Consider the following 26,454-nt stretch of genomic DNA (forward strand, 5'->3'; position numbering starts at 1 on the left):
TTCTGTTCTTAACGACTTTTTCATCTATGGGTTCCCAACAAATTTTTGGATGTCACAACTACTGCATTAAATAAACGGTGGTTTGAATAAATTTTGTCATAACAAATCCCCCTACTCTTTGCACCACTTCCTCTCCTTCAGGAGACAATTGAGGTGATTTGGAAAACCAAAACTAACTTTTGCCTGAAAGGTAAAGATCATTCAGCCCAGGGCAAGGGAGTGATAATGACCGCCGTCCTGGGTTATTGATCCAGTTTATTATCGTCGCAAGTGTGGATATTGTTTGGTCTGGGTGGTTTATGGCGACGAATATGGAATGTTTGTTTTGTCTTCAAGCCAGACAGACTGTATTTTTATCCTCGAGCCGGATGGGCTCAAACTTTTTATTCATTTATAATTTTCACGGGCATTCATGAGCTCGCAAAGCTCGGTTCCATTGATGAGAAAGTTTGCTGCCGAACGAAGTGAGACAATGAGCTCCCGAAATTATATTTCGCGAATAACAATCTACGGCGCACCTACTCAGTGCCCCATAACGGATCAAAAGCGAATAGAAATAAATAGTCTCACTCATGCTTCGTTCGACAGCATTTCTATTTGCCGCTTTCTCTCCTATGGGGCCCAACTTGCGCAGCTGATGCCGATCCCCACAAAATTTTTGACTTACTTCAGGACAACATCATAAATAACCTACACGCTTATATACTTTGCACTCCTTCCTCTTCTTCAAGATAGGATTGAGGTGAGGTGATTTAAACAGGTAGTTTCCTTCGGCGGGTATTTATTTAGAATTAAAATAAACAAAGCGCTATTCCCCTGGATTACCGAAGTGCAATGTGTTAACATATTACATTCTTTTTTTGCTTGTATTTATGTTATACTAAAAGCACTATGGGCATAGTATAGGAGAAACGAAGGAGAAGTATAGGAGGAGTATAGGTGTAAATGGAGCATTTTGGATGTTTTTATTGCTTAATAGAATTGCAAGTTGGGTTGTTGAATAGTCATTTGGATTTTTGCAGGTCTTTCAATCTGCCTATTGACATTTTATGATTTCATTTAGACCTTTATCATACATATGAGCATGTTAATTATGAACTATTATATGCTAATTAAAAATGATAACACCAAAAATTCTGGAAATATGGCTATTGTAAAAAGAAATATAATCACAACGGGCTTGAGTGGAAAATTAGGAAATAACCTTGTGTTTAGACAACGAAAAGGAAAGACTATTTTATCTGTAGCAGTCCATTATTCGGGAAAAAGATCCTTTGCACAAGAGCAACAAAAAAACCGATTTAAAAAGGCTAGTCTATATGCTAACACACAGAAGCATGATCCTGAATTGATGGAAGAATACAACAAGGTAGCTAAGGAAAAAGGAATATATAGCGGCTATAATTTGGCTGTTTCGGATTATTTCCACCCTCCTACTATTGAAAAAATAAATATCAGGAATTACCATGGTGAAATTGGAGATGTCATTGAAATTATTGCATTTGATGATTTTAAAGTGAAGCGTATTGAGCTTGAAATTTATAGCAGTGATGGAAATTTAATTGAAAAAGGCCTGGCCTATGAATCTAATCAAAATGGTAAATGGCATTATGCTGCAAGTGTAGCCAATTCGGAATACAAAGGAGACAAAATAGTTGTAAAGGCTTTTGATTATCCGGGAAATGAAACGGACAAAGAAGTTGTTCTGGATTAATTCTGCTTACTAAATTAAAACTCTAACAAACAGGGATCTCATTTTATCAAGATCAATTTTTTTGATGCTAGAATGGATACTTTCCTCATGTATCATAAGCAAATTGACTTATTCTTAAAACTATACTATAAATTATATTATGCATTCCTTTGATTAAATATTATTGTTTTGTAAATTACCAATCGATTTTATAATAGATCCACATATCAACTAGTTAGGCACAATTTGATCATTGCACAAAAAGAAAATTTGAATGAAACAAACTGATGAAGAAAGTATTAATTCATTATTAATAGAATTAGGATTGGTGTTTTATTTAGGTCAATCTGTAGAATCTAATCTCGTTATACTATTAGGAATGGCTAAGAAATCAGGAGAGTTGAAATCTGACAAATCTGTACGAGAGTTAATGACAATGTATTTTTCTCGAACAATGGGAAGCATTAAAAGAAGCGTTTCTGAATTAGTTGATATTAATGAAGATCTTGAAGAGATTCTTAAAGTTGCTTTAGACGCAAGGAATTGGTTAGCACATAGTTTTTATAGGGAGTATGCACCTTCAGCTTTTGATGAAAATTACCGGAACAAAGCAAAATTAGTTTTAAACAAGGCGAAAGAAATATTTGAGAGAACAAATGAACTAATAACTAAAGAAATAGAATTACAAGGTGCAAAATGTGGTCTATCTCATGATAAATTAGATCAAATGAGAATTGATGGAATGCAAAATTATATTGCTTTCGAAAAAGCTCCTAATGAAATGTGGGATGAATCATTAAATAAAACTTCCTGGCAAAGTTTTGAAATATAAACTGTGCTAACAAAAATTAAATTTCAAGGGCGGTGACGCCGAACTAGATAATGTAACAATACCAATAATCCAACGCTGGTTCGCGATTCTATCGCGTTCCTTTTAGCAAAACCACATTCCCCCATTGGTTTTCCCTAACAACAAGAGACATTACATTTACTAACCCATAATTACACACTTTATGAAAACAAAATTCTTATTGGTCTTCGCACTTCTTTTACTATCAGTTGCAAGCATTACGAAGGCACAAAATTGCAAGTATACTCACGAAAAAGTAGATGAATTTTCTGGGAAAGTGGAAAGACGAATCGTGCAGAAGCATAACTTCTATTTCACCTTTGCTTTTTACAGATTAGGCGATGAGTATAGATTGGAATCCTATGTAAACATTCCTGGCGATCAGGCCTTTTTAATTCCTGAAGGGAGCAAACTGAATTTGAAATTGGGTGATAAATCTATCATGGAACTCACTTCAGTTAAAAATGCAACTCCTCAGTCCTTTGTATCAGGCTCTCAAATTTTTTCAGGCTTTGTAATGACCTATCCAATTACCAAAGAACAACTGAAGAAAATTGAAGAAGCGGGCATCAAGTTCATCAGAACTTACTTGAAAGATGAATCATACTACGACATGGCTTTAAAGAAGAAAAAGATTGAAAAGACCAAAACTTATGCCAGCTGTATTGTGAAAGATTAAAGATTTTGAATCGTAGCTAAAAAACAAATCCTAAGGGCTGAACTGTAAAGCTCAGCCCCACACTGGTGCGCGATTCCATCGCGTTCCTTTTTAGAAAACCACACGAGAGGACTCGTGCGGTAGCTGGTGCAAGCGATTTGTACATCAGTTTTAATGTGAACGACAAATGGAGCGAACCAAAGAATTTGGGAAGCTTGATTAATACTGATGCCAATGAATATGGTCCGTTTTTTTCGCCAGACAACAAATATCTATTTTTCGTAAGGCACGATGGAAAAAAAGGAGATATCTATTGGGTGGATTTAAATGTAATAAATGCCTTAAAGCCTAAAGCATAGCAAGAATTTACAAGTATGAAAAATCTAATCGCAATTTTGATTGTACTTGTTTTTGCAAGTTGCAATGTAGAAAATGATCCGTCCTATAAGAAACCCATGGATATGAATGATGGTCTGCATGTTTCTACCCTTGAAAGCCACCAATTGGATACCATGGTATTCAACTCTATCAACAAAGATATTTGTGAGGGTAAATATGGAAATATGCACAGTTTGCTGGTAATGGTAGACAATGATTTGGTAATTGAGCAATACTATAATGGCTGGAAAAGGGATAAGCTTCACTTTTTAGCTTCCAACACAAAAAGTGTTACCTCTTTACTCTTATGCAAAGCAATAGAACAGGGTAAGATTAAAGATGTGAATGAAAAAATATTTGATTTTTTCCCAGAATACGGAGCCAGAGAAAAAGACAGTTTGAAACATCAAATCAGCATTAAAAACTTGCTGACCATGACTGCGGGATTCAAATGGGATATTGAAAGCCAACTCAATCAACTTGAAAGATCGAATAATCGCCTGGATTTTGCATTAACACTTCCTATGGACACAACTCCTGGTACGAAATATCAGTATTGTAGCCCGAACAATATCATTCAAAGTGAAATTTTGAAAAAGAAAACAGGACAAAACATTGCCGATTATGCCAAAATAAACCTGCTTGCCCCATTGGGAATAGAAGAATATGAATGGGCTTCGAGAAATGGAATTTACGATAGCTACGGAGGTTTAAAATTAAGGCCTAGGGATATTGCCAAATATGCATTGCTTCACCTGAATAAAGGAAAGTGGAAGGATAAAACAATCATTTCTGAAGAGTGGATACAAGAAACCTTTAGCCCGTACATTGAAATCAAACATCCATTGTATAGTTGCTATCAGTGGCAAATGGCGAAAACAGACCTGGGCTTTCCGGTTTGGTTTATTCCTGGAAATGGCGGACAGAGAATAGACATTATTCCTGCTTTAAATATGCTTATTGTGATAAATGCTGATAACCGATGGACACCATTGGAGGGGCGTACGCCAATACCTCATCTATCGCAAAGATTGGTTACAATGCATCCAAAACTAAAAAAACAAAATGAGGCAAGATTAACCCAAAATAACAAAAGGTTGTACCAAGACTAGCAAGTAAATCAAGAAAACTCCTAACTCTTATTAAATGACTTAAAAGGACAAATAAGCTTTAGCCCAAACAATATCTCATCTATTTTGTGTATTATTAATACAGATTACTATTCAATGCCGATAACAATCGGGAGCGCCTTTAGAAGGTTTTACTTCTAAGCCCGAAGTTCGGGATTGAATATGTATCGGCATTATACCAGCACATTTTAATGATTTAAATGGTATAAGAATAAAACCAAATAGTAATACCACAGAATGGCAAGATCACACGGTACCGATACCTCTAATGTTCCGAAAGGAAAAATTAACCGCAGCGGATTAAGCAGTGCTTTGCGCTTGTACAAATACATTAAACCCTATAGAGGTCAATACTTTTTAGGGATGTTTTTCCTTTTGGGATCGAGTTTGGCAAGTTTGGCATTCCCCAAACTATTGGGCGATTTGGTGAACACGGGAAACAGCACCACCTTGGGGCAAAGTCTGAACCAAACCGTTATCCTCATTGCCATTATTCTGGTAGTGCAGGCAACCTTTGCCTACTTTCGCATTGTACTCTTTGTAAATGTTACCGAAAAATCATTGGCTGCATTGCGTCAGGCCAGTTATCGCCATTTGATTAAGCTTCCCTTGCAGTTTTTCGAAAAAAGAAGGGTTGGTGAGCTAAACAGTAGAATATCGGCAGATGTAATTCAACTACAGGAGACCATGACCAGTACCCTGGCTGATTTTATTCGACAAATTATCGTGATTACAGGAGGAATCATCCTATTGGCGGTGATCTCCATCAAGCTAACCGCCTTTATGCTGATTACGCTCCCTCCTACCATGATTGCCGCAAGATTCTTTGGGAGATTTATCCGTAAATTCTCCAAAGAAGTACAAACAAAGGTTGCCGATTCGAATACCATTATCGAGGAAACCCTGCAAGGCATACAGAGTGTAAAGGCCTTCACCAATGAGTTTCTCGAGATTGCCCGTTACAAGAAGAAAACTCTGGAAATTGCCGATTTGGGCATGACTCGGGGGAAGTATCGTGGAGCTTTCTCCTCTTTTATCATATTGGGATTGTTTGGTGCCATTGCTGCCATGGTTTGGCAAGGATCGAGATTGTTGCAGGCAGGAGAAATGGCTGCCGGAGACCTCTTTTCCTTTGTCATCTATTCGGTTTTTGTAGGTGGAACCATCAGCGGATTGGCCAATGTGTATACCAATATCCAGAAATTTATTGGAGCTACTGAAGACCTGTTTAAAATATACGATGAAGTTCCCGAGGAAATTGAGGAAATCAAGAAGATCTCATCCAAATACAAAATGAATGGCTCCATACAGCTTAAAAAGCTAAGTTTCGCCTATCCTTCCCGATTGGAGCAAAAGGTTCTGAATAATATCGATCTTGAGATCAGAAGCAATCAAATGGTGGCCTTGGTTGGGCATAGTGGTGCTGGTAAAAGCACTTTGGCTTCCCTCCTCTTAATGCTGCATCAACCTCCAGGAAATAGTTTGTTTTACGATGAGCTCGATTGCCATGCTTATCCCTTATCGGCTTTAAGAAATCAGATTTCGCTGGTACCACAGGATATTTTTCTTTTCGGGGGCAGTATCAAAGAGAATATTGGCTACGGGAAACCCGATGCCAGTGATCAGGAAATATTCGAAGCCGCACAAAAAGCCAATGCCATGGAGTTTATCGATCGTTTTCCTGAAAAGTTTGATACCATAGTTGGTGAACGAGGCACACAACTTTCGGGTGGTCAGCGCCAAAGAATTGCCATAGCACGTGCCATTTTGAACGACCCTAAAATTCTTATTCTGGATGAAGCTACCTCATCACTGGATTCTGAATCGGAGCAGCTGGTGCAAGAAGCATTGGAAAAACTGATGCAAGGTAGAACTTCAATAGTTATTGCCCATCGTTTGTCTACCATCAGAAAAGCTGATGAAATTGTAGTGCTGGAACATGGCGAAATTGTAGAGAAAGGAAATCATGAAGAGTTAATGAAGCTATCAAACGGACAGTACAAGAAATTGATTGAATTGCAGTATTCTTCATAATTCAAGAACCTTTTTTAACAGCCATTCTATTTTATTACATGCTCTTTACACAATCGCTGTGTTAAAAAGTGTTTCATCTGCATACTCATTTCTATTAAATCTTTGCAAACGATTTAATACCTGATTATCTGCACTTAACATTTTTTCCTGATTCGAATGATTCCATAACAAATGTTAAAAAGCCTGAAAAAGTACTAAACTTATTGTAATTTTTATTTCCATTTCATCTATCCAATTATATTTGTCTATGTCAAAAACCAATTGGCGACAAAAGAATGCTTACAGTTACTTATAGAGATTTCCTCCCACACTTTCTCCATACAGTAAGCAAGAATAACTAAGTATAACATTATTGAAAATTGAAATGCTTCAAAGAAGGAAGTTCATTTTTTGTTCACTATTTGAACCAAACGAACTATTTGAGTCTATTTCGATGCAGGATGTAATTGATAATTTGTTTCAAATCCAATATGATGAAGAATAAACGAACAGGAACTCTTATCTCTATACAAGATTCGCTGGTAAAAGCACGATTCTATGGGGATGTAATTATGGGAGAAACCGCCGAAATTACGGTGGATGGAAAAAAACTACAGGCCGAGGTATTACAGATTACTACAGACCCAAAAAATGAAGATGCGGGAATTGCAGAGATGCAGGTTTTTGAAGATTTAACTGGTGCTAAAATAGGTGATACTGTTGAGTTTAAACAGGATGCATTATCAGTACTACTTGGACCAGGTTTGCTAACCAGTATCTGGGATGGATTGCAAAATTCCTTGTATCCTTTAAGCGAACAGGATTCTTACCTGAAGCCTGGATTAAAAGCACCAGCATTGGATGAAGAAAAATTGTGGGAATTTACGCCAACTGCAGAAATTGGAGATGCTTTAAAAGGTGGAGATATCATTGGTTGGGTCATGGAAGGTCGCTTTGAACACAAAATACTCGTACCATTCACCATTGGCACGTGTATACTGGAAAGTATCATCGATAAACAATCTCTTACCATTAAAGAAGTAGTAGCTGTTGTTAAAGATGAACAAGGCATTCGTCACGAATTGAAATTGGTATTCAGACAGGCTGTAAAGAGCCCGATCCCATTTAAAGATCGAAGCATTCCCAATAAAACCATTTCCACAGGTGTAAGAGTTATTGATCTATTGGCTCCGGTAAGTTATGGAGGAACAGTAGGTAATCCCGGACCATTTGGTGCAGGTAAAACCGTAATGCAACACTCTTTGTGTAAATATGCTTTAGCTGATATCATTATTATGGCAGCTTGTGGGGAGCGTGCCGGTGAAGCGGTAGAGGTGTTTAAAGATTTTGCAGAGCTATCTGATCCATCAACCGGAGAGTCATTAATGAACCGAATGTGCATATTCGGAAATACCAGTTCGATGCCGGTTGCTGCTCGTGAAGCCAGTGTATTTATTGCCTTAACCGTTGGTGAATACTACCGCTATCAGGGATACAATGTGATTTTATTAGCGGATTCTACTTCAAGATGGGCACAGGCACTTCGTGAAAGAAGTGGTCGCCAGGGAGATATTCCAGGACCAGAGGCTTTTCCAATGGATATTCCTGATCAGATCAAAGGAATGTACCAAAGAGCTGGAGCCGATTCGGCAACAGGAGGATCATTGACCTTTATTGGAACCGTATCGCCAGCCGGAGGTAACTTTCAGGAACCGGTAACCCAGGCAACCATGGATGCAACAGGAGGATTCTGGGGATTGTCACAAGACCGTGCTGACGCCAAGAAATATCCGGCAATTGATCCTTTGGTTTATACTACTTCGGTATACGATAGTTTTATCTCGTGGGAAGACCGGGAAAAGATCTTACAAATTTTGAACGAGGCAAATGGAATTGATCAAACCATTAGTACCATTGGTCTTAAGAAAGTTCCTGTAGAGAAATATGAATTGTATCAAAAAGGTCAAACCATTGATTTTTGTGTACTTCAGCAAGATGCATTTCATGAATTGGATGCCTGTACCCGACCTGAGCGTTTGCAAATTATCAATCAAACAGTACAAAAATTGATTGATCAACCAATGCATTATTCAACCGAGGGAATGGATGATGAAGAGGTGAAAGAGATGATTAAATCGAAATTTGACAATCTACGTCAGTGGTGGAAAGAGTGGAACACTTATGCTCAGGATGAAGAGCAAATCGAAACGCTAGCCATCAAAATCGATCAATTTATTTTACAAGAAGAATACGCATCATGATAAGAAAAGAGATAAATAAAATTAGTGAGGTTGGAAAAGCTTTGATCTCCGTGGAAGGAAACCCAGGTGTAGCATTGAATCATGTGGTTGAACTTTTACATGCGGATTCGAATCAAAGTCTGTCTTTTGCCAAAGCTATTAACATTAGCGAAGATTCAACAAGATTCCAGGTATTTAATGGCACGCAGGGTTTAAGTACCAGAACAAAAATCAGAATTCATGAACGTCCGTTAACAGCAGGCTTTTCGAAAAATATGCTTGGCAGATCTTTCGATGGAATTGGAGAAGTGAAGGATGGTGGTCCGGAAATCATTTACGAGAAGCAATTGTCAACTCGTTTGGATACCTTAAACCCAACGGTTCGCTTGGTACCCAAGCAAGCTTTATGGACAGGTATCCCGATGATTGATGTATTCAACACACTGGTGAAATCACAGAAAATTCCAATTTTTGCCGGCCCTACCGAACCTTACAACAAGCTACTATCGCAAATTGCACAAGGGGCCAAGGCCGATGTGATCATATTTGCAGGAATTGGTCTGAAATTCGACGAATACCAATACTTTAAAGATGAGCTGTCGAAATCGGGTAATATGGACAAAACCATCATGTTCTCGCACCTGGCAGGTGAATCGCAAATTAAGGGTTTGATGTTGCCTGATGTTGCCTTGAGTGTATCCCGCGAGTTTGCGGATAATGGAAAAGATGTTTTGGTTTTGCTTACCGATATGACCAACTGGTCGAATATCTTAAGAAACGTTGCCAACTATCAGGATATGATTCCTTCCCTTCAGGGATATCCGGGATCCTTATATTCTGAGCTGGCCAAAAGATACGAAGTAGCTGCCGATATCGAAGGCGCTGGTTCTATCACCATCATTGGGGCCACAACCTTGGAATCGCTTGAAGATCCGGTGCCTGATAACACAGGATACATTACGGAAGGGCAATTCTTCCTTGAAAATGGAAAATTGAAACTTGCTCGTTCCCTATCGCGATTAAAACAACAGGTTAATGGAGACACCAGGAATGATCACAGGGCTATCATGACTGCAATGGCTTCCCTATTGGCTGAAGCTGAAAAAGCTTATGAAGCGGCAGAAGTTGGAGCAGCCAACGACCCTTTCTCGCAGAAATTACTTGGATACAGAAAAGATTTTATCGAGAAAGTAGAAGAGCCATTTGGCAAACCAGTTCAGTTGGAAGAGGCTTTGGATCTGTGTTGGGATATCTTACGAGATCACTTTGATCCTGCAGAAACCGGATTAAGTACAAAACTAATCGATCAGTACTGGAATAAGTAAAACCAATAAAAAAATTCAAATATGAACAAAATAGAAAATCTTGAAGGCATTGTTTTAAAGCTAAAAGAGCAAGGAATTGAAGCTGGCGAATCAGAAAAAAAGCAGATTATTGAAAATGCGAAACAACAGGCCGATGATTTAATTTCAATTGCCAAATTGGAAAGTGATAATATTCTTAGAAAAGCCAAGAACGATGCTGCTCTTCTGCAACAAAACACGCAAGCTGCCTTACAACAAGCCTCACGCGATATGGTTGAAGCTACAAAGGTATCGGTGCTGGAACATCTAAAACAGATATTTGGAAAACAGTGTAACAATTTATTCACCCAGGAACAATACATGCAGGAAATATTGAATGCTGCTGTTAAAAGTATTCCCGGCGACAAAGAGGTTGCTGTGCCGGCTCAAGTTGCTCAAAGCATGGAGGATTACCTGATTGATCAATCGCTTCAGGAAGAGATCAAGCTAAAGCCCTTACAAAAGAGTGAATCTAAAATTGAGATTCATCCGCAAAAGGAAAAGGGTATGCAATATGTGGTGAGTTCGCAAGATATAGAGAATGGTTTGTTCTCTCTATTAAATAAGGATTTGGTAGAATTGTTAAGTCACAATGGCGAGGAATAATCATGGCAAACATGACCTATTTATTATGCAGCCTGCCATCCTTAAGTTTTGCTCAACACCCTCCCATTACAATGGAAGATTTTTTATCGGATGCCAAAGCGCAATTGGCTTCGGGAAAATTTCAAAAACTGGAGAGTTTAGATTTTAGACAAATCGACACATTCAATAAAGATTTAAAGGGATTTGAAGATATCATGTTTCAATACCGGGAAGATGTGAAAGAGATCCGAAAAGCAAAGGCTGAGAAACGAAGCCCAAACTTAATGGTCTTGCCAAATGAAGTGGTATCGAAAGATCCTTTGGTATGTGAAAAAGCAATTATGAAATGGCAGTGGGACGAACTTTCGTCTCTCGAAGCTGGAGAGCATTTCACATTTACCGAGCTTTTGATTTACAAGCTCAAACTACAAATGTTGAGCAGGCTGGAATCCTTCCAGGCCGAAAAAGGCAGACAGGTACTTCAGGCAATTGTTAATCCAAAAATGAAGGAGGACAATTCGTAATGGCAGGGATTAAAATTAAGTATACAAAAACGGAGCAGGCTCGTCAAAAAAAGGTATTAAAAGTATCCTTAAGAATGTTGCCCCTTTTCGAGGCAATGGAAAAATCCTTAATGGCAACCATTAACACCATTGGAGAAAAGATCCTTCACATCAGGGAAATCATTGAGCAAAACGAAAAGAAAGCCGAAAGCTGGATAGCCATTTTAAATGACTTCTGGGTAGATCTTGACCATTTTATTTCGGTAAACAAGATTATAAGCAAACAGGTAGATGTTGCCGGAGTTAGGGTAAGACAATTTGAGCGGGTGGATTTTAATGTAAATCCGATTCATGATGATGCTCCGCTTTGGTTGGATCATGCCATTGAACTGATGAAAGAACAGCTTCAGTTGCTTGCCGAAATTGATTGTTTGCAAAAGCAAATTGAGATTCTGGAAGAGGAGTTAATGGAAGTGAGAGCTCGGGTGAAACTGTTTGAGAATCGTAGGATTCCCAATGCAAAAATGGCCATTCGAAAAATCGGACAGAAATTGCAAGATGATGAGCGCTTAACAATTGCAACTGCAAAAGTGGTTAAAACCAAAAAATTAGAGGAGGCAGTATCATGATTACAAAAATGAAAAAGTTACTCTTGTTCCTGCCCAATTCGGAAAGAGACATCAATACGAACCTTACCATTTTAGGTGAACTGGGTATGGTACACATTGCTCCTTTTCAGTTGCCAAAAGATGGCTCAATTGATAAAGTTAGTAGTCGTGTAAAGCAATTAAAAAAGGCAATCCGGATTCTTGATCGATACAAGAGCAAGGAAAACCATCAAATTGCCAATATGAATCGAATCGATAAGCTGGCGAAGGATGAAAATGCTTTGCTGGAAAAGGTGTTGAGTACAGAGAAGGAATATCAGAATCTGTTAAGAGAAAAAGAGCAATTGAATGAAAACCTGAATTGGTTTAAGGATTGGGGAAATATTGCATTAGATGATTTTAAGTTATTGCAAGAAAAGGAAGTTTTCGTTCGATTGTATTTGGCTAAGGATAAAGATGTAAGATCTATTTCGGAACAGGAGCAGATTTCCATTGTTGGGAAATTAAACGAGCTGTATCAAATTGTTTTTGTATCAGAAAATAAAGATCAGAGATTAAATCTTACCGAAGTTAAGCTTCCTGAACATGGAAAAAATGAGGTAGTGGATCTGATCAATCAAAATAATGCCATCATTAAGCAATGTGAAGAATTGCTTACTACCCTTTCTCAACATCAAACTGTTCTTCTAAAAGTTTTGGCAGATGAAAGCAAATGTTTGGATCTAAAAAAGGTAGCGTTTAGTGGCCAAAAGTTAGATGAGCAAATTGTTTATTGGAAAGGCTATATGCCCGAAGAATCGGTTGAAAACCTGATTCGGATAGCTGAAGACAATTCCTGGGGATATGTAATTCAGGATCCCAATGATGAGGAAGCAGACGAAGTACCCACTTTATTTAAAAGCTCGAAATGGGCCGAAAAGATTAAGCCTGTAATGAATTTTATGGGTTTGGTTCCGGGTTACAAAGAGCTTGATGTATCGAAGGTATTCATGATCTTCTTTACCTTTTTTACAGGAATATTGGTTGGTGATGCCGGATATGGACTAATTTTTCTGCTGATTACCTTTTTGGTACATCGCAAAAAGAAATTTGCTTCCATTATCGAATTTCAATTGATGTATACGCTTTCAGCATCCATCATGATCTGGGGAATTTTAACGGGTACCTATTTTGGTTCTGAGACCATTGCTGAAATATCAATTTTAAATCAGTTTAGAATTGAGAAAATCGCAAGTTTTGGTGGCGACAGTATTTTCATTCAAAAATTGATGTTTGTGATTGGTGCCATTCATTTAAGCATTGGGCATCTGCAAACTGCATGGAAATACAATAATAGCATTAGAGCAATTGGGCAATTGGGCTGGGTAGCCATTATATGGGGATTATTTGGAGTCGTAAACCATTTGGTACTGGGATTGGAAGCTCAACCCGTTACACCCTATCTATTTGCTGCAGGTATCAGTATGGTGGCTTTGTTTTCCCATACAGGTTCAAATTTCTTTAAGGGAATGCTTTCTTCCATAGGAAACCTGCCCCTTAGCATTATCAATGGATTCTCGGATATCATTTCTTACATCAGACTTTATGCCGTTGGATTATCGACAGTGTTAATGGCTACAAGTTTTAACAATATGGCCATTGGCGATGGTGTTACAACCATAGCATCAGGTATCAGTGCAATAATCGTTCTGATATTGGGTCACGGACTAAATATGGTTCTTGCAGGCATGGCAGTATTGGTGCATGGTGTACGATTAAACATGCTGGAATATGCCGGACATGCTAATGTTGAATTCTCAGGAAGAGAATTCAAACCTTTCAAATTAAAAAAGTAAAAATCAACAAATAAAACTTTAAAAACATGACTTTATTAACAGTAGTATCAGGATTTGGTGGACACGCAATCGCTTTAGGAATCGCAGGAGTTGGATCGGCAATTGGAACAGGAATCGCAGCAATGGGTGCAATGGGGCTATGGAAACAATCGATCAAAGACAAAAAGAAACTTCCTTCATTGGCTCTTGCAATGGTGGGTATGCCATTGAGCCAGGTAATTTATGGTATGATTTTCATGAATTCGATGATTGGAGCCAACCTTAATCCTGATAGTTATGGCAATCAAATGATTTGGGCATTTTTCGTAGGTCTTGCCATTGCAGCATCAGCTATTATGCAGGGAAAAGTTGGAGCTGCTGCTTGTGCTAACCTGGCTGTAGACGATAAACAAGGATCGGGAATGTACATCGCCGCTATGGGGGTTATCGAAACCGTAGCTCTACTTGCAATGGTATTTGGAATGGGTGGCATTCCAAGTGTTTAATACCACCTATGGTATTAATAAAAACTCAATAATTAATACCGATTAGTTGCTAAGTTTACTCACTTATTTCGCTACACTCATGACTGAGTGTTAGCAATCTATCGGCACTATACCCATGACTGAGTGTTAGCAATCTATCGGCACTATACCCATGAGTAAATTAACATCTAAAATGGTATAAAAAGGCCAGGTCAAGCTTATTGCTGATTTGGCCTTTGTTGTAATATATTTTCTAGTGCCAATAGAATATGTAGGGTTTTATCGCTCTATTGTCCTCTAGCTGGACGGGCGCCCTTCTTATTTACTTGCAATTACCATTTTTAAAAATCTTGCATGCTACAATGGCTTCCTTGAATAGCACGAGCTTTCCAACTCGAGCTTTTCGAATGCAAAAGATTTCCCGTTGCCTCACGAATCTCTTCCAGATTCCTTCGACAGCCAAGCATATAAAAAAAACTGAGAGCATCACTTGAAGTGATACTCTCAGGGCTTTTTGTTTTTTATGTTCTTTTGGTTGTTAAGAAAATCAATTTTCTTACAGTCCGAAGAAATAAGTAAATACCTTGCGAACGTAGGCATTGTCTTCTACTCCACCTGTTTCGCGAACCGAGTGCATTCCGAACATTGGGTTACCGATGTCAACGGTACGAATATCAACCTGTCCTGTTGAAACATTACCTAGTGTACTACCTCCAACTAAGTCGGAACGGTTCACAAATTTTTGGTAAGGAACATCGGCATTCTTACACAAGGTTTCGAATACTGTACCCGAATCACCATCGGTAGTATATTTTTGGTTAGCGTGGATCTTGATTACCGGTCCTTTGTTGATGAACGGACGGTTTGTAGGATCGTGCTTCTCACCAATGTTAGGGTGTACAGCGTGAGCCATATCTGCAGAAATCATGAACGAGCTGTAGATGGCACGGTGCAATGCTTCCATATCTTTACCCAATTTGAAAACAATGCGCTGCAAAATGTGACGCAATACCGGAGAACCTGCTCCCTGCTTGGTAACACTTCCCACCTCTTCGTTATCGAAAATGGCAAGCATTTGGGTTTTCTTTGAATTACCAACCGACAATAAAGCTTTTAAACCTGCATGAGCCATTGCCAAATCATCCAAACGTGGTGAAGAAATAAACTCATCATTCAATCCAAAGATGCATCCTTTTTCAAGCTCAAATAAGTTTACGTCAAAATCGATAATTGCTTCAGCATCAATCTTCAATTCGTTGGCAATCAATTTCACCAAACAATTGTCCTTTTCCATTTCTTCCGTAATCATAGAAAGCAATGGAAGCATATCTTTTTGCTTGTTCAAAGCAACACCATCGTTCACTGCACGGTTCAAGTGAATTGCCAGATTAGGAATCACCATCAACGGACGATCAATCTTCACATACAAATGCTCTGGATGCAAAGGATCGTTTGATTTTACTGATACACGACCAGCAATGGAAAGTGGACGATCCATCCAAGTATTTAGAATCGGACCACCGTAAACTTCTGTATTTAATTTGATATAGTTTCCTTCAACTTCAATTTCAGGATTTGGTTTGATTTTAAAACCAGGTGCATCAGAATGAGCACAAATCATTTGGAATCCTTCCTCTTCAATCTCTCCTGTTCCAATTTGAAAAGCGAAAATAGCTGATCCATTCTTTGTTGTAAAGTACTTTCCTCCCTTTGCAACTTCCCATTCTTCGCGAAGATCTAACTCCTGAAAACCAGCCTCATTTAACTCCTTTCTGATGTTATTAACGGCATGGTAAGTACTCGGACTTCCATGAATAAAATCGATTAATTCTTGTGCTTGTTGTTTTGAATTACTCATAGTGTATGTTTTAATATTGTCTTCGAAATTTGAGTTTCAAATCTACATTATTTTTTAGGTTTGGCAAGTACTTTAGGCACTATATGAATTCATTTTTCGCTCAATAGTTTTATATTTGCTCTAATACCGATTATTAATTATAATGCGCCATTTGTTCATTCACTCCAAATGCCTAACTAATTATGTATCGGCATTTCATTTTAATATTTCACAGTTTCGCCTAAGCTCACTCTGAAATTTAAATGGTATTATCTGATTACCCTAATAAAAACTAACTATGACAAACGATCCAATACTGGAACTTTATAATCATCAATTTGCCATTATCTCACTCGAAACAACCGGTATTTCGCCACAACATGGCGATCATTTGGTTGAACTGGCTATACAAACGGTGAATTGGAATGGTGAATTACTGGACAGTTACGAAACATTAGTGCATCCAGGAAAAGACATTGAAGGCTTTCAAATTCACGGCATAACCGATGACATGGTGAAGAATGCTCCTTCGGCTTCGGAAATTGTTCCTGATATCCTTTCTCGCTTAAATGGCAAAACCCTGGTAGCTCACGATTTTGATTTTGCTGTTCGCTTTTTAGAACCAATTCTAAATGGTAACATGCCTAAATTGGAAGGTATCTGTACCTTAAAATTGTTCGACTTGGTGGCTCCGGATTCGGGTCTGCGTCGATTGGAACAACTGTGTACTTATTACGATATTGAGTTTTCGGTACGCCATTCTGCCAAGTCTGATTCTTTGGCAACGGCCAAGCTTTTCTCCATACTGAAGAATCTATACGCTCAGCAAAACGAGATTGAAGATTTCGTTGAAAACTTCCTTCACCTGACTAAAATTGAAGATTGCCCGAAAGAGCGCAATATTTTCATGAAGCGAAAGGAAGCTAAAAACATCGCCAACATCCAGAAAAACAAACTTTACGATTTACTAAACAGGTTAACTTCAAGTGCTGGAGATTCTGTTCCTGTACGTCAGTATTTGAATGTTTTAGATCGTGCTTTGGCAGATCGTATTTTGGAAGAGAAAGAGATTTTCTCTTTGGTAGATTTGGCAACAGACTACAAACTCTCGAAAGAACAGGTGATGGAAATTCATGAGGAATACTTGCGCAAGCTGATTCGCATTTACCTTTTGGATGAAATTTTAACAAATGCCGAAATGGATGATCTTCATTTGGTCTCCGATTTGCTTTGCATTCTTCCCAAAGAATTGGATTTGTTAATTAAATACGAGCGCACCAAAATTCCAATTACCACACCTGGCGTTCAAAAACAATTGAAATCATTGACGGGAAAGAGCGTTTGTTTCTCTGGTCACCTCAATTGTAAGATCAACGGCCAACGAATCGATCGTGAATTGGCTCAACAGTTGGTAAAAGAACGTGGACTGATCGTGAAGCGAGTGGTATCTAAAAATGTAGATTACCTTATCACTGCTCATGCTGAACAATTCTCTGGAAAAGGTCGCAAGAACCGAAAAGCCATGGAATATCATGTAAATGTGATAGATGAGAAGATCTTTTGGGAGATGATAGGTGTAGTTGTAGACAATGAATAACTATCAATTACCAATGAATAATAAAGGCGCGAATGATTCGCGCCTTTGTTATTATTCTTAGTCGATGATCAGATCTTCCATCTTCATTCTCTTTCTGGCTTTTGGATGTTCATCAGGATAACCAATTGGTAACACCGCTACCGGATACAGGTTCGCACCCCATCCAAACAGTTCGCCAATTGCTTTCTCATCTATTAACCTCATCCAACAGGTTCCTAAACCAAAATCCAATGCTCTCAAAGCAATATGCTCTACTGCAATCGCGATATTAAATGCTACTGACTTGGCTAAATCTTCCTTTTTTAATAATGATTTTGCTTTTGTCGTTTTATTCAAGATTTCACAAATCTCATTATCGAAAGCTCCTATTTCTCCCAGATCCTGAACTCCTGAAACACGACCATCAATGTAGCCCTGAACATCTGCACAAATAACCAAAACAACTGGTGCTTGACTCACAAATTTTTGATCATATGAATATTCCTGAAGCTTTTTCCTGGTTTCGATATCTCGAACGATTTTAAATCTCCATGGTTGGGAGTTACATCCTGAAGGAGCAAGCCTGGCTGCCTCCAACAATTCCATTAAAATCTCATCTGAAAAATCATCAGGCTTAAATTTGCGAATACTTCTTCTTTCTTGAATGGCCTTTTTTGTACTTAGCTCTCTATATTTCATCTGTGTGTTTGCTATTTTTTTAAGGCTGGCAAAACTAATAATAACAGATTAAAGTATTTAAACTTTTAATGAGAATTTAATAAATCCGAGACAGCTCCTACATATTGAGAAGCTCACTGGGAGTGAGAGTTTCAAGCCTCTTCATTCGCAATTATTAATTCGTAATTCGTGATTGATTTATGCACTTCATTCAATGCAGAGCTTGCAAATACCAATGGATACATATCCTCAAAGTACCAAAGTGAGGCAAAATACAATCCTATTGGAGTAGCTTTGATATCATTCAAGTCATTAGGAAGGTGAAGATGTAACCACTGCAATCCATTGTTTATTTCTTCCTGATTTTGAATAGAGGCCAAAGCTCGCACTGCCAAAGAAGTTTCCTCAATGGTAGAGATTAGGCTCGCGTTTCCTCCCCATCCACCATCTTCATTTTGAACAGATTGCAGAAAGGCAATAGCTTTGTTTTTAACTTCACGTAATCCTTTTAAAACATCTGGATTTAAACCACTTATAGAATACAGCACTATTGAAGTTCCATATACAGGATTTTCATGCTGCAAATCGTCCTCATTTCCAAACCATAGGGGTAACCATGAACCATTATCGAATTGTGAATTCTGCAAATACCTCCATGCTTTCTGAATACATTTATCCACTTTGTTTCTGGTCTGAGCATCCAATTTATCTCGCCAAAGAGATAATGCTTTTATGGCATGTGCCGCAATATCAGGACAGGAACAGTCGAAAGGCAATTTCCCCCAACCTCTACAAAAGGTAGGCAAGCCTCCATCATTATTCTGAAGTTCAATTAACCAGTTCACACCATTCTTTATTGCCTCAATGGGAATATCCTGGTATTCATTCAATTTATGCAATGCAATCAATGCCCCCGAGGTATCATCAGCATCCGGCACTCCTCCTTGTAAATGAGTCCATGCCCAACCTCCTGGTTTTGCCTTTGTAAATGGATGAATATTCTTTAACTGGTAATCCAGGTAATAAGAAACAAGTTTCTCTCTATCAGCCATTTCAGACAAAACATTATGATCCAATGCATTTACAGATAATGATGTTACCCAGGTAGCCAAATGAGTATCAATAGGCCAGGATCCATCCTCACGAATGGAATGTTCCAAAAAGTTTGCTGCCTTTTTACAAACTTCAAGTTCTCTCTCTCCAGCTCCAATCAAACTCATTAATACAAATCCCGTTAAAGGTGCAGCTTCTAAAAAGCCACCATTGCCAGGCTGTTTTTCCGATAGTATTTGTAGAACTTTTGGTTTTACCGATTGGTTTAACTTCTTTGTTAGCTTATTCTGTTTACTATGCTTTGCTTTTACCAGGCCAATAGCAATCAATGCCGGAATGGCATAGCTAACCACTGATAAATTCAAAAACTTGAAAAGCTGATCGGGAAATACAGCCATTTGAAATGGCAGTTGTGGAACCAATTTCCACCCATTTTCTCCCAATCTTCCTGACAGTGCACACATGGAAAGAATCGGTACCGAAAAAGTTTGATCGCTTTGATAATGGTTAAGAATCGCTGTACTTATTGATTCAGGATCTAATTTCTTCAAACGATCAGTCAACCAATTCTCGGCATTTTGAATGCATTCAGCAAACTCAGGACGATCTTTGGCAATGGAAAAACAAGCCCATGCAAGCAAAGTAGTACTCAAATTACTTTTACTTCTTATGGTATCGCCCCAGGCACCATCTAAATTGGCATTCTGAGCCAACCAGAACAGCCCTTTGCTGATTTGAGTACCGTATTTCTTTTTATCGTATTTCCATAATGCAAAAACCGCTACGGCAGTTGACAGGGCACTACTGGATAATTTTCCATCCCAGTATCCATTTTCATTTCGAAGGGAAAGGATATGATCATCAAGTCTTTCTTTTAGATTTTGAATGTGGTTGTAATTGGAAATCATGATATGGTTCAATTTAGCAATTGGTTATCTCTTTCATAAACGGGGTTGTCTTAATTAAGACAAAACACCCAAAGCCAAAAGAGCATAATAGGTATATTCCACATCACAGGACATATCAGCAATGCTACCAAAAAAGCCTCCTGACTCATCCCAGTGAAGGTTGATGAAATTTAAGGAATTTTCGGCAAACAAGTCCATATTTTCTCCAGACAATTTCAAGGCCAATAATGCAGTTGCCGTTGATAAAAGATCTGAAACAAGCACATCTTTAGCAGCCATAAATCCACCTCTCCTCGATCTCATTTGAAGCAACCAATCTTTACTTTTCCCATGATCCAAATTCATGATCAAACCAGCTGCTGTAGCTGAAGTTACCCCATCTGAACTGTTACTTTCATTCGCATAAGAACCATTATTCAATATTAATGACTGGTTCGCATTTTGAATTTCCTCAATTGTATCTTCTTCTATTTGCAAATCCTGGTATAATGTCCACATTAAATAATTCGCATAAACCGTTGATTGCTCTTCTCCTTTTGCATTGTGATTGTACCCTTCATCCTTGGAGATATAGCTTTCTATTTCCCATAGAACTTCCGAACAATCATTCATTGTTTTTTTTGCCAATTTCCCTATAATAAGATCTTTAGCAAATCCTATTCTTAAATATTTGGTGGACTTAAATCCTGTTTTTTGTTTTAAATCAATAAGATGAAGCAAATAGAAAGCCCTTACCAAACATACTGAATGCACAAAATCAAGATTTTGCTTTTCAAATTGCTTCAAATATTTTTTCTCATCAGCTGTATTCAATTTCAAATCCAAAATCAAAGCAAGTGTATATCCAAAAACCGAGTAGTACAAATCTGATTTGCCAGCCTTATCGATAAATCCTCCTGATTCACATTTTTGGGAACGCACGAACGAAACAATATGATTTTTAGCATCTTCACTTAAAGCCTCTTTTGCCTTTAGCAAGCTTTCCAGTATGAATTGGTTACAATTGACTGATTTATTGGACAATGTCATATTTACTCAGGTACAATCCTATTCAATAGGCGGGTTAGTAATATCTTTAAATTTGAATTGGACAGTTTGCAAAGACTTTTCATGGCTTTTTGCTTGTATTCACCTAGCATTTCTTCTGCTTCTTGCATTGCCTCTCTGGTTTCATCCCATTTCAAAATGTCTGGGTCCTGATTTCGCCTCCACTCCTTCATCTTTTCAGGATATTTTTCATTCAGAATACATGAAATCATGGATGGTTGGACTGTATTAAATCCACTGGCAATTTCATTCTGTCTGAAATCATCCAAATCATCATTAATCTGATAAGCAATACCGAGTGCTATGCTATATTCCGAAATCACCTCGGTAACATCGGTACCTGCATTTGCCTGGATGGCACCAAATTGCAATGCGACTTCAAAAGCTGGTGAAGTTTTATTACTAAAGATTCGAATGATTTCTTCTCTGCCAAGCAATTTTCCATTCGATCTCCAAAGCAACTCTTCTCCTTGTCCCAATGACAAATCGCGATGAGCACGAGAAGCTACCTTTAACAAACTTTTAATATGCTTTGCTCCTGATTCAGCAATCATTTGGTAACCATATCCTACGATTAAATCACCAACATTTAAGGCTACCGGAACATCAAATTCTTTGTGCAAGCTCGGTTTACCATATCTCTTATCATCATCATCTGCAATGTCATCGTGTACCAACGATGCTTTATGAAAGCACTCTATCGAAACTGCTAATTTTTGGATTGTTTCATTATACTCTCCTGATTTTCCCATCAAAGCATCATAAACAGCAGTCATCATTAAAGGACGCCATCGTTTTCCATCCTTTTCAATCCAATTGATGGCAATATCAACCGTGTCATCCTGGTAATCGAAAAACGCCTGCAAGTTCTCCCTGTTAAACCATGATTTTACAGATTTTTTTAGCTGATCCAAATCGATCCAGCCATGCCAATTGCTTTCCTTTCGATTGGCAAGAACCTCATTCAACCAAACATCATCAACTTTGGAATCTTTACAATCGTTATTGTACAATGGAATTGCAATGGATGGAACAGCTTCTCTTACAGCCAAAGGAAAAGATCTTTCGAAAGAGTGCAAACAACCTACGCCAATTACACATTCCACCTGACCAGATGAAAGCAGAACACTTGCCGATGTTGTTCCCTCACTTACAATGGTGTGATAGCCCAAATCATCGGCTTTAGAAATAATATCGGCCAAATCGCATCGGCCACATTGTTCGCATAATAAGCCCAATTCATCGAACTTTGCAGGACAATCGGCATGACTAAAGCACTTGGGGAGTAGTAATATTCGGCGATTGAAAGGAATGCCAGCCACGATATTTTGCCATGCAAAATTATTAATCATTACAGCCAGTAGTTTCTGATAAAGAAACAGTTCAGGATGCATTTTGATTAATTCTCCTGAATGAAAAATCACCTCCGATTCCTGCAAAGGCGGTATGATTTCCGTTTCAGCAGCATAGTCACGAATCAAATCCCTGATTTGCTTAAGCTTCTCAGGAGATTGAGGTAACGTATTTCCTAAATTTGTACTTATCTGATCTTTCCTTAATATCATTGCACATTATCTTAATCTTCTATATTTCCTCTTGTACAGACGCACAGCCGTGCGTCTCTACATAAAATCAAAAACGGCCGTGCGTCTCTACAATAATCATCTATCCATATGCTCCAAATCCAAAGAATGAATATTTCTTTGCAAATCGGTACACCCACGATTTTTCGGGAATTTCTCTTCCCGGAATATGATGACCAGCACATGGCTTCATTTTTTGTAATTCTTCGAATGCCTTACTTCTTTTCGATGAATCGTAAGCATCAGCCTCTTTCAGCATGGTATGCAATTGCTCCGGAGCATCCAATAAAATGCATCCTTGTGTACAATCAGTTATCCCATTTCTTAAGCCTGAAATGTATTTTGAATTTTCAATTAATTCAGGAATATTGGAATCCGCCTCAATTTTTTCACCTGCAAATTGTATTGGCGGACAAAACTCAATATCTCCGTAAGGATTAATATGATGCGATAAACCTATTGCACCCGGACAAAGCGCATTTCCTTTCTCATCCCAATAGGTATCGATAATCATTAATGGTGCTTTTACACGAATGTCAACCATGAATTGTCTCAGCTCCAGAATTTCTTTTTCCGATAAAGCCAATTCAGTGGTTGGACGCTCTCCCACTGGTCGATAAATGTAGTACCACAAGTAATGAATTCCCTTCTTGATACAAGAATTCACAAACTCCTCGCTGACCAAATCTTTAAAATTCGATTTACAAACACTGGTGGCAACTCCGGTAAATAGTTTGTTGTTAATGGCAGAGTCTATTCCCGTCATGGTACGGCCATACACATTTTTCGCTCCCCTTCTGATGTCACTTACATCCTGTAAACCTTCCACACTAATTAAAGGAGATACATTCCCCAACTTTCTCAAGCGTTGAGCCACTTCATCGGTCAGCAAAGTTCCATTGGTAAACATTTGAAAGTAACAATCGGAATGACGTTCGATTACATCAAACAATTGAGGGTACATCAATGGTTCACCACCTAAAAGACCAAAAAAGTATGATCCTTTTTTCTTACTGGAATTGATGATATTTTCCAGTGTTTCCACATCCATTCCCTTGGAAGTATTGTTAATCGTTACCCAACATCCCTGGCAATTCAAGTTACAGTTATCCGTAACGGAAATCATCATGAAAGCCGGATACAACTCTCCTTTCTTTAAACGCTTTTTATGCTTTGCAACTGCTTTCATGCCTTTAAAGCCAAGGTTATAGCCTAATTTCCAAAGCAACTTTAAATCAACAGTGCGTAATATTCTTGATCCTAATGAAAATATCATTCTTTCCTATTTAACAGCAACATGAATTCGAATCACCATCCTTGCAATTACAATCGCAGCTTGCCTCTGGTTCTTCCTTACAATTGCAGTCGCAATCGCATTTCTCTTCTTTTTTCTCTTCTACTTTATCCGCTCCGCTGCAACAAGCTCGGCGTTCTTCTTCTGCCATTTTCAATTGATCTTTCTTCAATAATGACACCTGGAAATTCTTTCTTCTTGCACTTAGTACCGAATAAACATCATCATTCTGAATTTGTTCGAGGATATCCGTTTTTTCATTTTCAGAACCATTGCCTTCTCCTCCATCAATCGGACTTTCGGCATGTTTTGGGAAGATAATGGCATTTTGTGGACAAACCCTTGCACAGGCAGGACACATGTCTTTGCAATTTGCCGAAGCTGACACTACAACTGTTCCATCATCTTCAACCGAGTAAACGCTAAACAAACAGAAGTTCAAACACTTTCTACAGCCGTTGCAACGTTCATAATCGATTACCGGATACCAAGGTTTCCACTCATCAGAATATTTAATCTTTAGTGGTTCACCTGTTCCCGATTCCAAACTCGAAATTAATTCCTCCTTTTCATCATCAATATGAAGATATTCGGTTGCCAGTTCTTCATTCCTGCGACCCGTATTATCTACCAAGTGTTGCATGGCACGAGCCTGACAGCCGAAAACAACAGCATCTTCAGCTGTGTACAGACTTTCCAAATCATCTGGATTCTTAAGAATTGTACCACACATATCTTCAATATAAGTGAAGCCAATATTCTTCTCTTCCAGAGTCTCTATCAATTTTTGAACAGACTCTTTTTCGATTTTTCCATCTTTCTCACAACCACATATAAATATTTGCTTACTCATAGTCTAAGTTTTAAGTAACAGATAACATTCATTTAAAAAAACAAGTGCCTCAACTTTTGGTTCGATTCTTAACAATTAATAATTACTCATTGTTAATTATTAATTGCCTTAATATCATATGCCATTAATGCATCGCCATGACGGATATACAATATCCCATTATTGATAACAGGTTGAGCAAAGTGCTCTTTGGTTCCTTTGGTAATTTTAAATTGACTTACCAATTCCATTTTTTCCGGACTTACTTCTACCAATCCAACTTGTCCTCTCTCGTTATAACAATACAGCATACCATCGGCAGCAATACTCGAGCCTCTACCAAATTTCAAAGTATCTCTGGTTTTACCAGTTTCTGCATCAACACTCTTCCAAGATTTCTTGCGATGTGCCGAAGCAATGATCTTCCCATTAAGCTTCACAACACCACCCATGATGTTATCCAATTCTTCATTTCTCCACACCTCAGTAATCTTAGCACCCTCGTCTTCCAGTTTCAATTTCACAGTACCATTTCCACATCCGGTAACGTAATACAAATATCCATCCTCATAAATCGGTGTATTTCCATTTACATCACCTTTGGTAGTATCTTGCTGGTGTGTCCATAAGGTTTTACCAGTTTGCGATTCCACGGCTAACAAAGCATGTTCCGAGAAGGTTACCAATACATTTCTTGTTGGATATTCAATCAGTAAAGGAGAACAATATGCAGGCATTTCACCAACACCCGAATTGATCCATTTGGTTTCTCCTGTATATCGATCCAGTGCAATAATGTTCTTTTCTTTCCCTCCTGGAGCAGCAAAAACCAAATCGCCATCTACCAAAAGAGACTGAGAATATCCAAAACGTGTATTTTTACCTTCAAATTTTTCCAACATGTTGATTTTCCACTTCAATTTACCTGTTTCAGCATGGATACAGGCAACATCTCCCAAACCAGAAGCTACGTAAACCAAGCTATCAACAACAGTTGGAGCAGAACGAGATCCGATAAAATTCTTCATCCAATCTTTACCAAATTCGGTTTTCCAAAGCATCTTCCCTTCCAAATCCATTGCAATTAAATAAGCAATGCTATCCATCTCTCCATTCAAATAAATGTTATTATCAGTAACAACAGGCGATCCATAACCATTTCCAACACCTTCTGCATCCCAAAGAAGCTTTGGACCATCCTTTGGCCACTCTTTTAAAAGATTCGTTTCTGCATAAATTCCTGAGCGGTTCTCACCTCTCCATTCGCTTACTTTTTTCTGTTTCGATGTACATGAAAACAGCGACAATGCCATTAAGATTAAGATGTAGTTCTTCATTTGTGTGGG

22 protein-coding genes are annotated in these 26,454 nt (G+C 38.3%); 14 read left to right on the plus strand and 8 right to left on the minus strand.

All coding sequences use genetic code 11. The features are described from left to right. Positions 1 to 1,105: 1,105 nt before the first annotated feature. The 13 genes from NQ163_RS12650 to NQ163_RS12710 all read left to right on the plus strand — a co-directional run bounded on the left by NQ163_RS12650 (position 1,106) and on the right by NQ163_RS12710 (position 14,321). On the plus strand, positions 1,106 to 1,714 hold the full coding sequence (locus tag NQ163_RS12650) for a lipocalin/fatty-acid binding family protein (RefSeq protein WP_326493329.1): 609 nt from the start codon (positions 1,106 to 1,108) through the stop codon (positions 1,712 to 1,714). A 253-nt stretch (positions 1,715 to 1,967) separates the two neighbouring features. Next, positions 1,968 to 2,525, plus strand: a complete 558-nt coding sequence (locus NQ163_RS12655; RefSeq protein WP_268190677.1) for a hypothetical protein — start codon at positions 1,968 to 1,970, stop codon at positions 2,523 to 2,525. A 181-nt stretch (positions 2,526 to 2,706) separates the two neighbouring features. Then, complete coding sequence (locus NQ163_RS12660) at positions 2,707 to 3,222, plus strand: hypothetical protein (RefSeq protein ID WP_268190678.1); 516 nt, start codon at positions 2,707 to 2,709, stop codon at positions 3,220 to 3,222. A 65-nt stretch (positions 3,223 to 3,287) separates the two neighbouring features. Next, positions 3,288 to 3,560, plus strand: coding sequence for a TolB family protein (locus NQ163_RS12665; RefSeq protein ID WP_268190679.1), 273 nt, complete (start codon positions 3,288 to 3,290; stop codon positions 3,558 to 3,560). Between the two features lie 15 nt (positions 3,561 to 3,575). Beyond that, a complete protein-coding gene (locus NQ163_RS12670) occupies positions 3,576 to 4,691 on the plus strand; it encodes a serine hydrolase domain-containing protein (protein WP_268190680.1) in 1,116 nt (371 codons plus the stop codon). A 255-nt stretch (positions 4,692 to 4,946) separates the two neighbouring features. Beyond that, positions 4,947 to 6,743 (plus strand): ABC transporter ATP-binding protein, encoded by a 1,797-nt coding sequence (locus NQ163_RS12675; RefSeq protein WP_268190681.1) that lies wholly within the window; start codon positions 4,947 to 4,949, stop codon positions 6,741 to 6,743. Positions 6,744 to 7,216: 473 nt separating this feature from the next. Further along, a complete protein-coding gene (locus tag NQ163_RS12680) occupies positions 7,217 to 8,983 on the plus strand; it encodes a V-type ATP synthase subunit A (protein WP_268190682.1) in 1,767 nt (588 codons plus the stop codon). Next, positions 8,980 to 10,287 carry a V-type ATP synthase subunit B gene (locus NQ163_RS12685; RefSeq protein ID WP_268190683.1) on the plus strand — a complete coding sequence of 436 codons (1,308 nt, stop codon included), beginning with the start codon at positions 8,980 to 8,982 and terminating at the stop codon, positions 10,285 to 10,287. The genes NQ163_RS12680 and NQ163_RS12685 overlap by 4 nt, the downstream gene beginning before the upstream one ends. A 21-nt stretch (positions 10,288 to 10,308) precedes the next feature. Then, positions 10,309 to 10,911 (plus strand): hypothetical protein, encoded by a 603-nt coding sequence (locus tag NQ163_RS12690; protein WP_268190684.1) that lies wholly within the window; start codon positions 10,309 to 10,311, stop codon positions 10,909 to 10,911. 11 nt (positions 10,912 to 10,922) lie between these two features. Then, on the plus strand, positions 10,923 to 11,414 hold the full coding sequence (locus NQ163_RS12695; RefSeq protein ID WP_268190685.1) for a hypothetical protein: 492 nt from the start codon (positions 10,923 to 10,925) through the stop codon (positions 11,412 to 11,414). After that, the gene (locus tag NQ163_RS12700; RefSeq protein ID WP_268190686.1) at positions 11,414 to 12,022 is read left to right on the plus strand and encodes a V-type ATP synthase subunit D; all 609 of its coding nucleotides are present in this window, start codon (positions 11,414 to 11,416) and stop codon (positions 12,020 to 12,022) included. Before NQ163_RS12695 ends, NQ163_RS12700 begins: the two co-directional genes overlap by 1 nt. Positions 12,023 to 12,030: 8 nt before the next feature. Next, positions 12,031 to 13,836 carry a V-type ATP synthase subunit I gene (locus NQ163_RS12705; protein WP_268190687.1) on the plus strand — a complete coding sequence of 602 codons (1,806 nt, stop codon included), beginning with the start codon at positions 12,031 to 12,033 and terminating at the stop codon, positions 13,834 to 13,836. A 26-nt stretch (positions 13,837 to 13,862) separates the two neighbouring features. Continuing rightward, on the plus strand, positions 13,863 to 14,321 hold the full coding sequence (locus tag NQ163_RS12710; protein WP_120241794.1) for a V-type ATP synthase subunit K: 459 nt from the start codon (positions 13,863 to 13,865) through the stop codon (positions 14,319 to 14,321). A 535-nt stretch (positions 14,322 to 14,856) separates the two neighbouring features. On the opposite strand, the gene NQ163_RS12715 is transcribed toward NQ163_RS12710, so the two are convergent. Continuing rightward, entirely contained in the window at positions 14,857 to 16,158 is a 1,302-nt protein-coding gene (locus NQ163_RS12715) for a M18 family aminopeptidase (RefSeq protein WP_120241795.1), read from the minus strand. 277 nt (positions 16,159 to 16,435) lie between these two features. On the opposite strand from NQ163_RS12715, the gene NQ163_RS12720 reads away from it, so the two are divergent. After that, positions 16,436 to 17,734 (plus strand): exonuclease domain-containing protein, encoded by a 1,299-nt coding sequence (locus NQ163_RS12720; protein WP_268190688.1) that lies wholly within the window; start codon positions 16,436 to 16,438, stop codon positions 17,732 to 17,734. Positions 17,735 to 17,791: 57 nt separating this feature from the next. On the opposite strand, the gene NQ163_RS12725 is transcribed toward NQ163_RS12720, so the two are convergent. From NQ163_RS12725 to NQ163_RS12755, 7 genes are all read right to left on the minus strand, one after another. Further along, a complete protein-coding gene (locus NQ163_RS12725; protein ID WP_268190689.1) occupies positions 17,792 to 18,412 on the minus strand; it encodes a nitroreductase family protein in 621 nt (206 codons plus the stop codon). A 131-nt stretch (positions 18,413 to 18,543) separates the two neighbouring features. Continuing rightward, positions 18,544 to 20,352: a prenyltransferase/squalene oxidase repeat-containing protein gene (locus NQ163_RS12730; protein ID WP_268190690.1), complete on the minus strand. Its 1,809-nt coding sequence runs from the start codon at positions 20,350 to 20,352 to the stop codon at positions 18,544 to 18,546. Positions 20,353 to 20,406: 54 nt separating this feature from the next. Further along, positions 20,407 to 21,381, minus strand: coding sequence for a prenyltransferase/squalene oxidase repeat-containing protein (locus tag NQ163_RS12735; protein WP_268190691.1), 975 nt, complete (start codon positions 21,379 to 21,381; stop codon positions 20,407 to 20,409). Between the two features lie 2 nt (positions 21,382 to 21,383). Further along, on the minus strand, positions 21,384 to 22,964 hold the full coding sequence (locus NQ163_RS12740) for a polyprenyl synthetase family protein (RefSeq protein ID WP_268190692.1): 1,581 nt from the start codon (positions 22,962 to 22,964) through the stop codon (positions 21,384 to 21,386). A 100-nt stretch (positions 22,965 to 23,064) separates the two neighbouring features. Next, complete coding sequence (locus NQ163_RS12745; protein WP_268190693.1) at positions 23,065 to 24,258, minus strand: radical SAM protein; 1,194 nt, start codon at positions 24,256 to 24,258, stop codon at positions 23,065 to 23,067. 10 nt (positions 24,259 to 24,268) lie between these two features. After that, positions 24,269 to 25,129: an ATP-binding protein gene (locus NQ163_RS12750; protein WP_268190694.1), complete on the minus strand. Its 861-nt coding sequence runs from the start codon at positions 25,127 to 25,129 to the stop codon at positions 24,269 to 24,271. Positions 25,130 to 25,221: 92 nt separating this feature from the next. Continuing rightward, entirely contained in the window at positions 25,222 to 26,445 is a 1,224-nt protein-coding gene (locus NQ163_RS12755) for a PQQ-binding-like beta-propeller repeat protein (RefSeq protein ID WP_268190695.1), read from the minus strand. Positions 26,446 to 26,454: the final 9 nt, after the last annotated feature.

The sequence above is a fragment of the Marinifilum sp. D737 genome (genome assembly GCF_026672275.1).
Lineage (GTDB): Bacteria > Bacteroidota > Bacteroidia > Bacteroidales > Marinifilaceae > Marinifilum.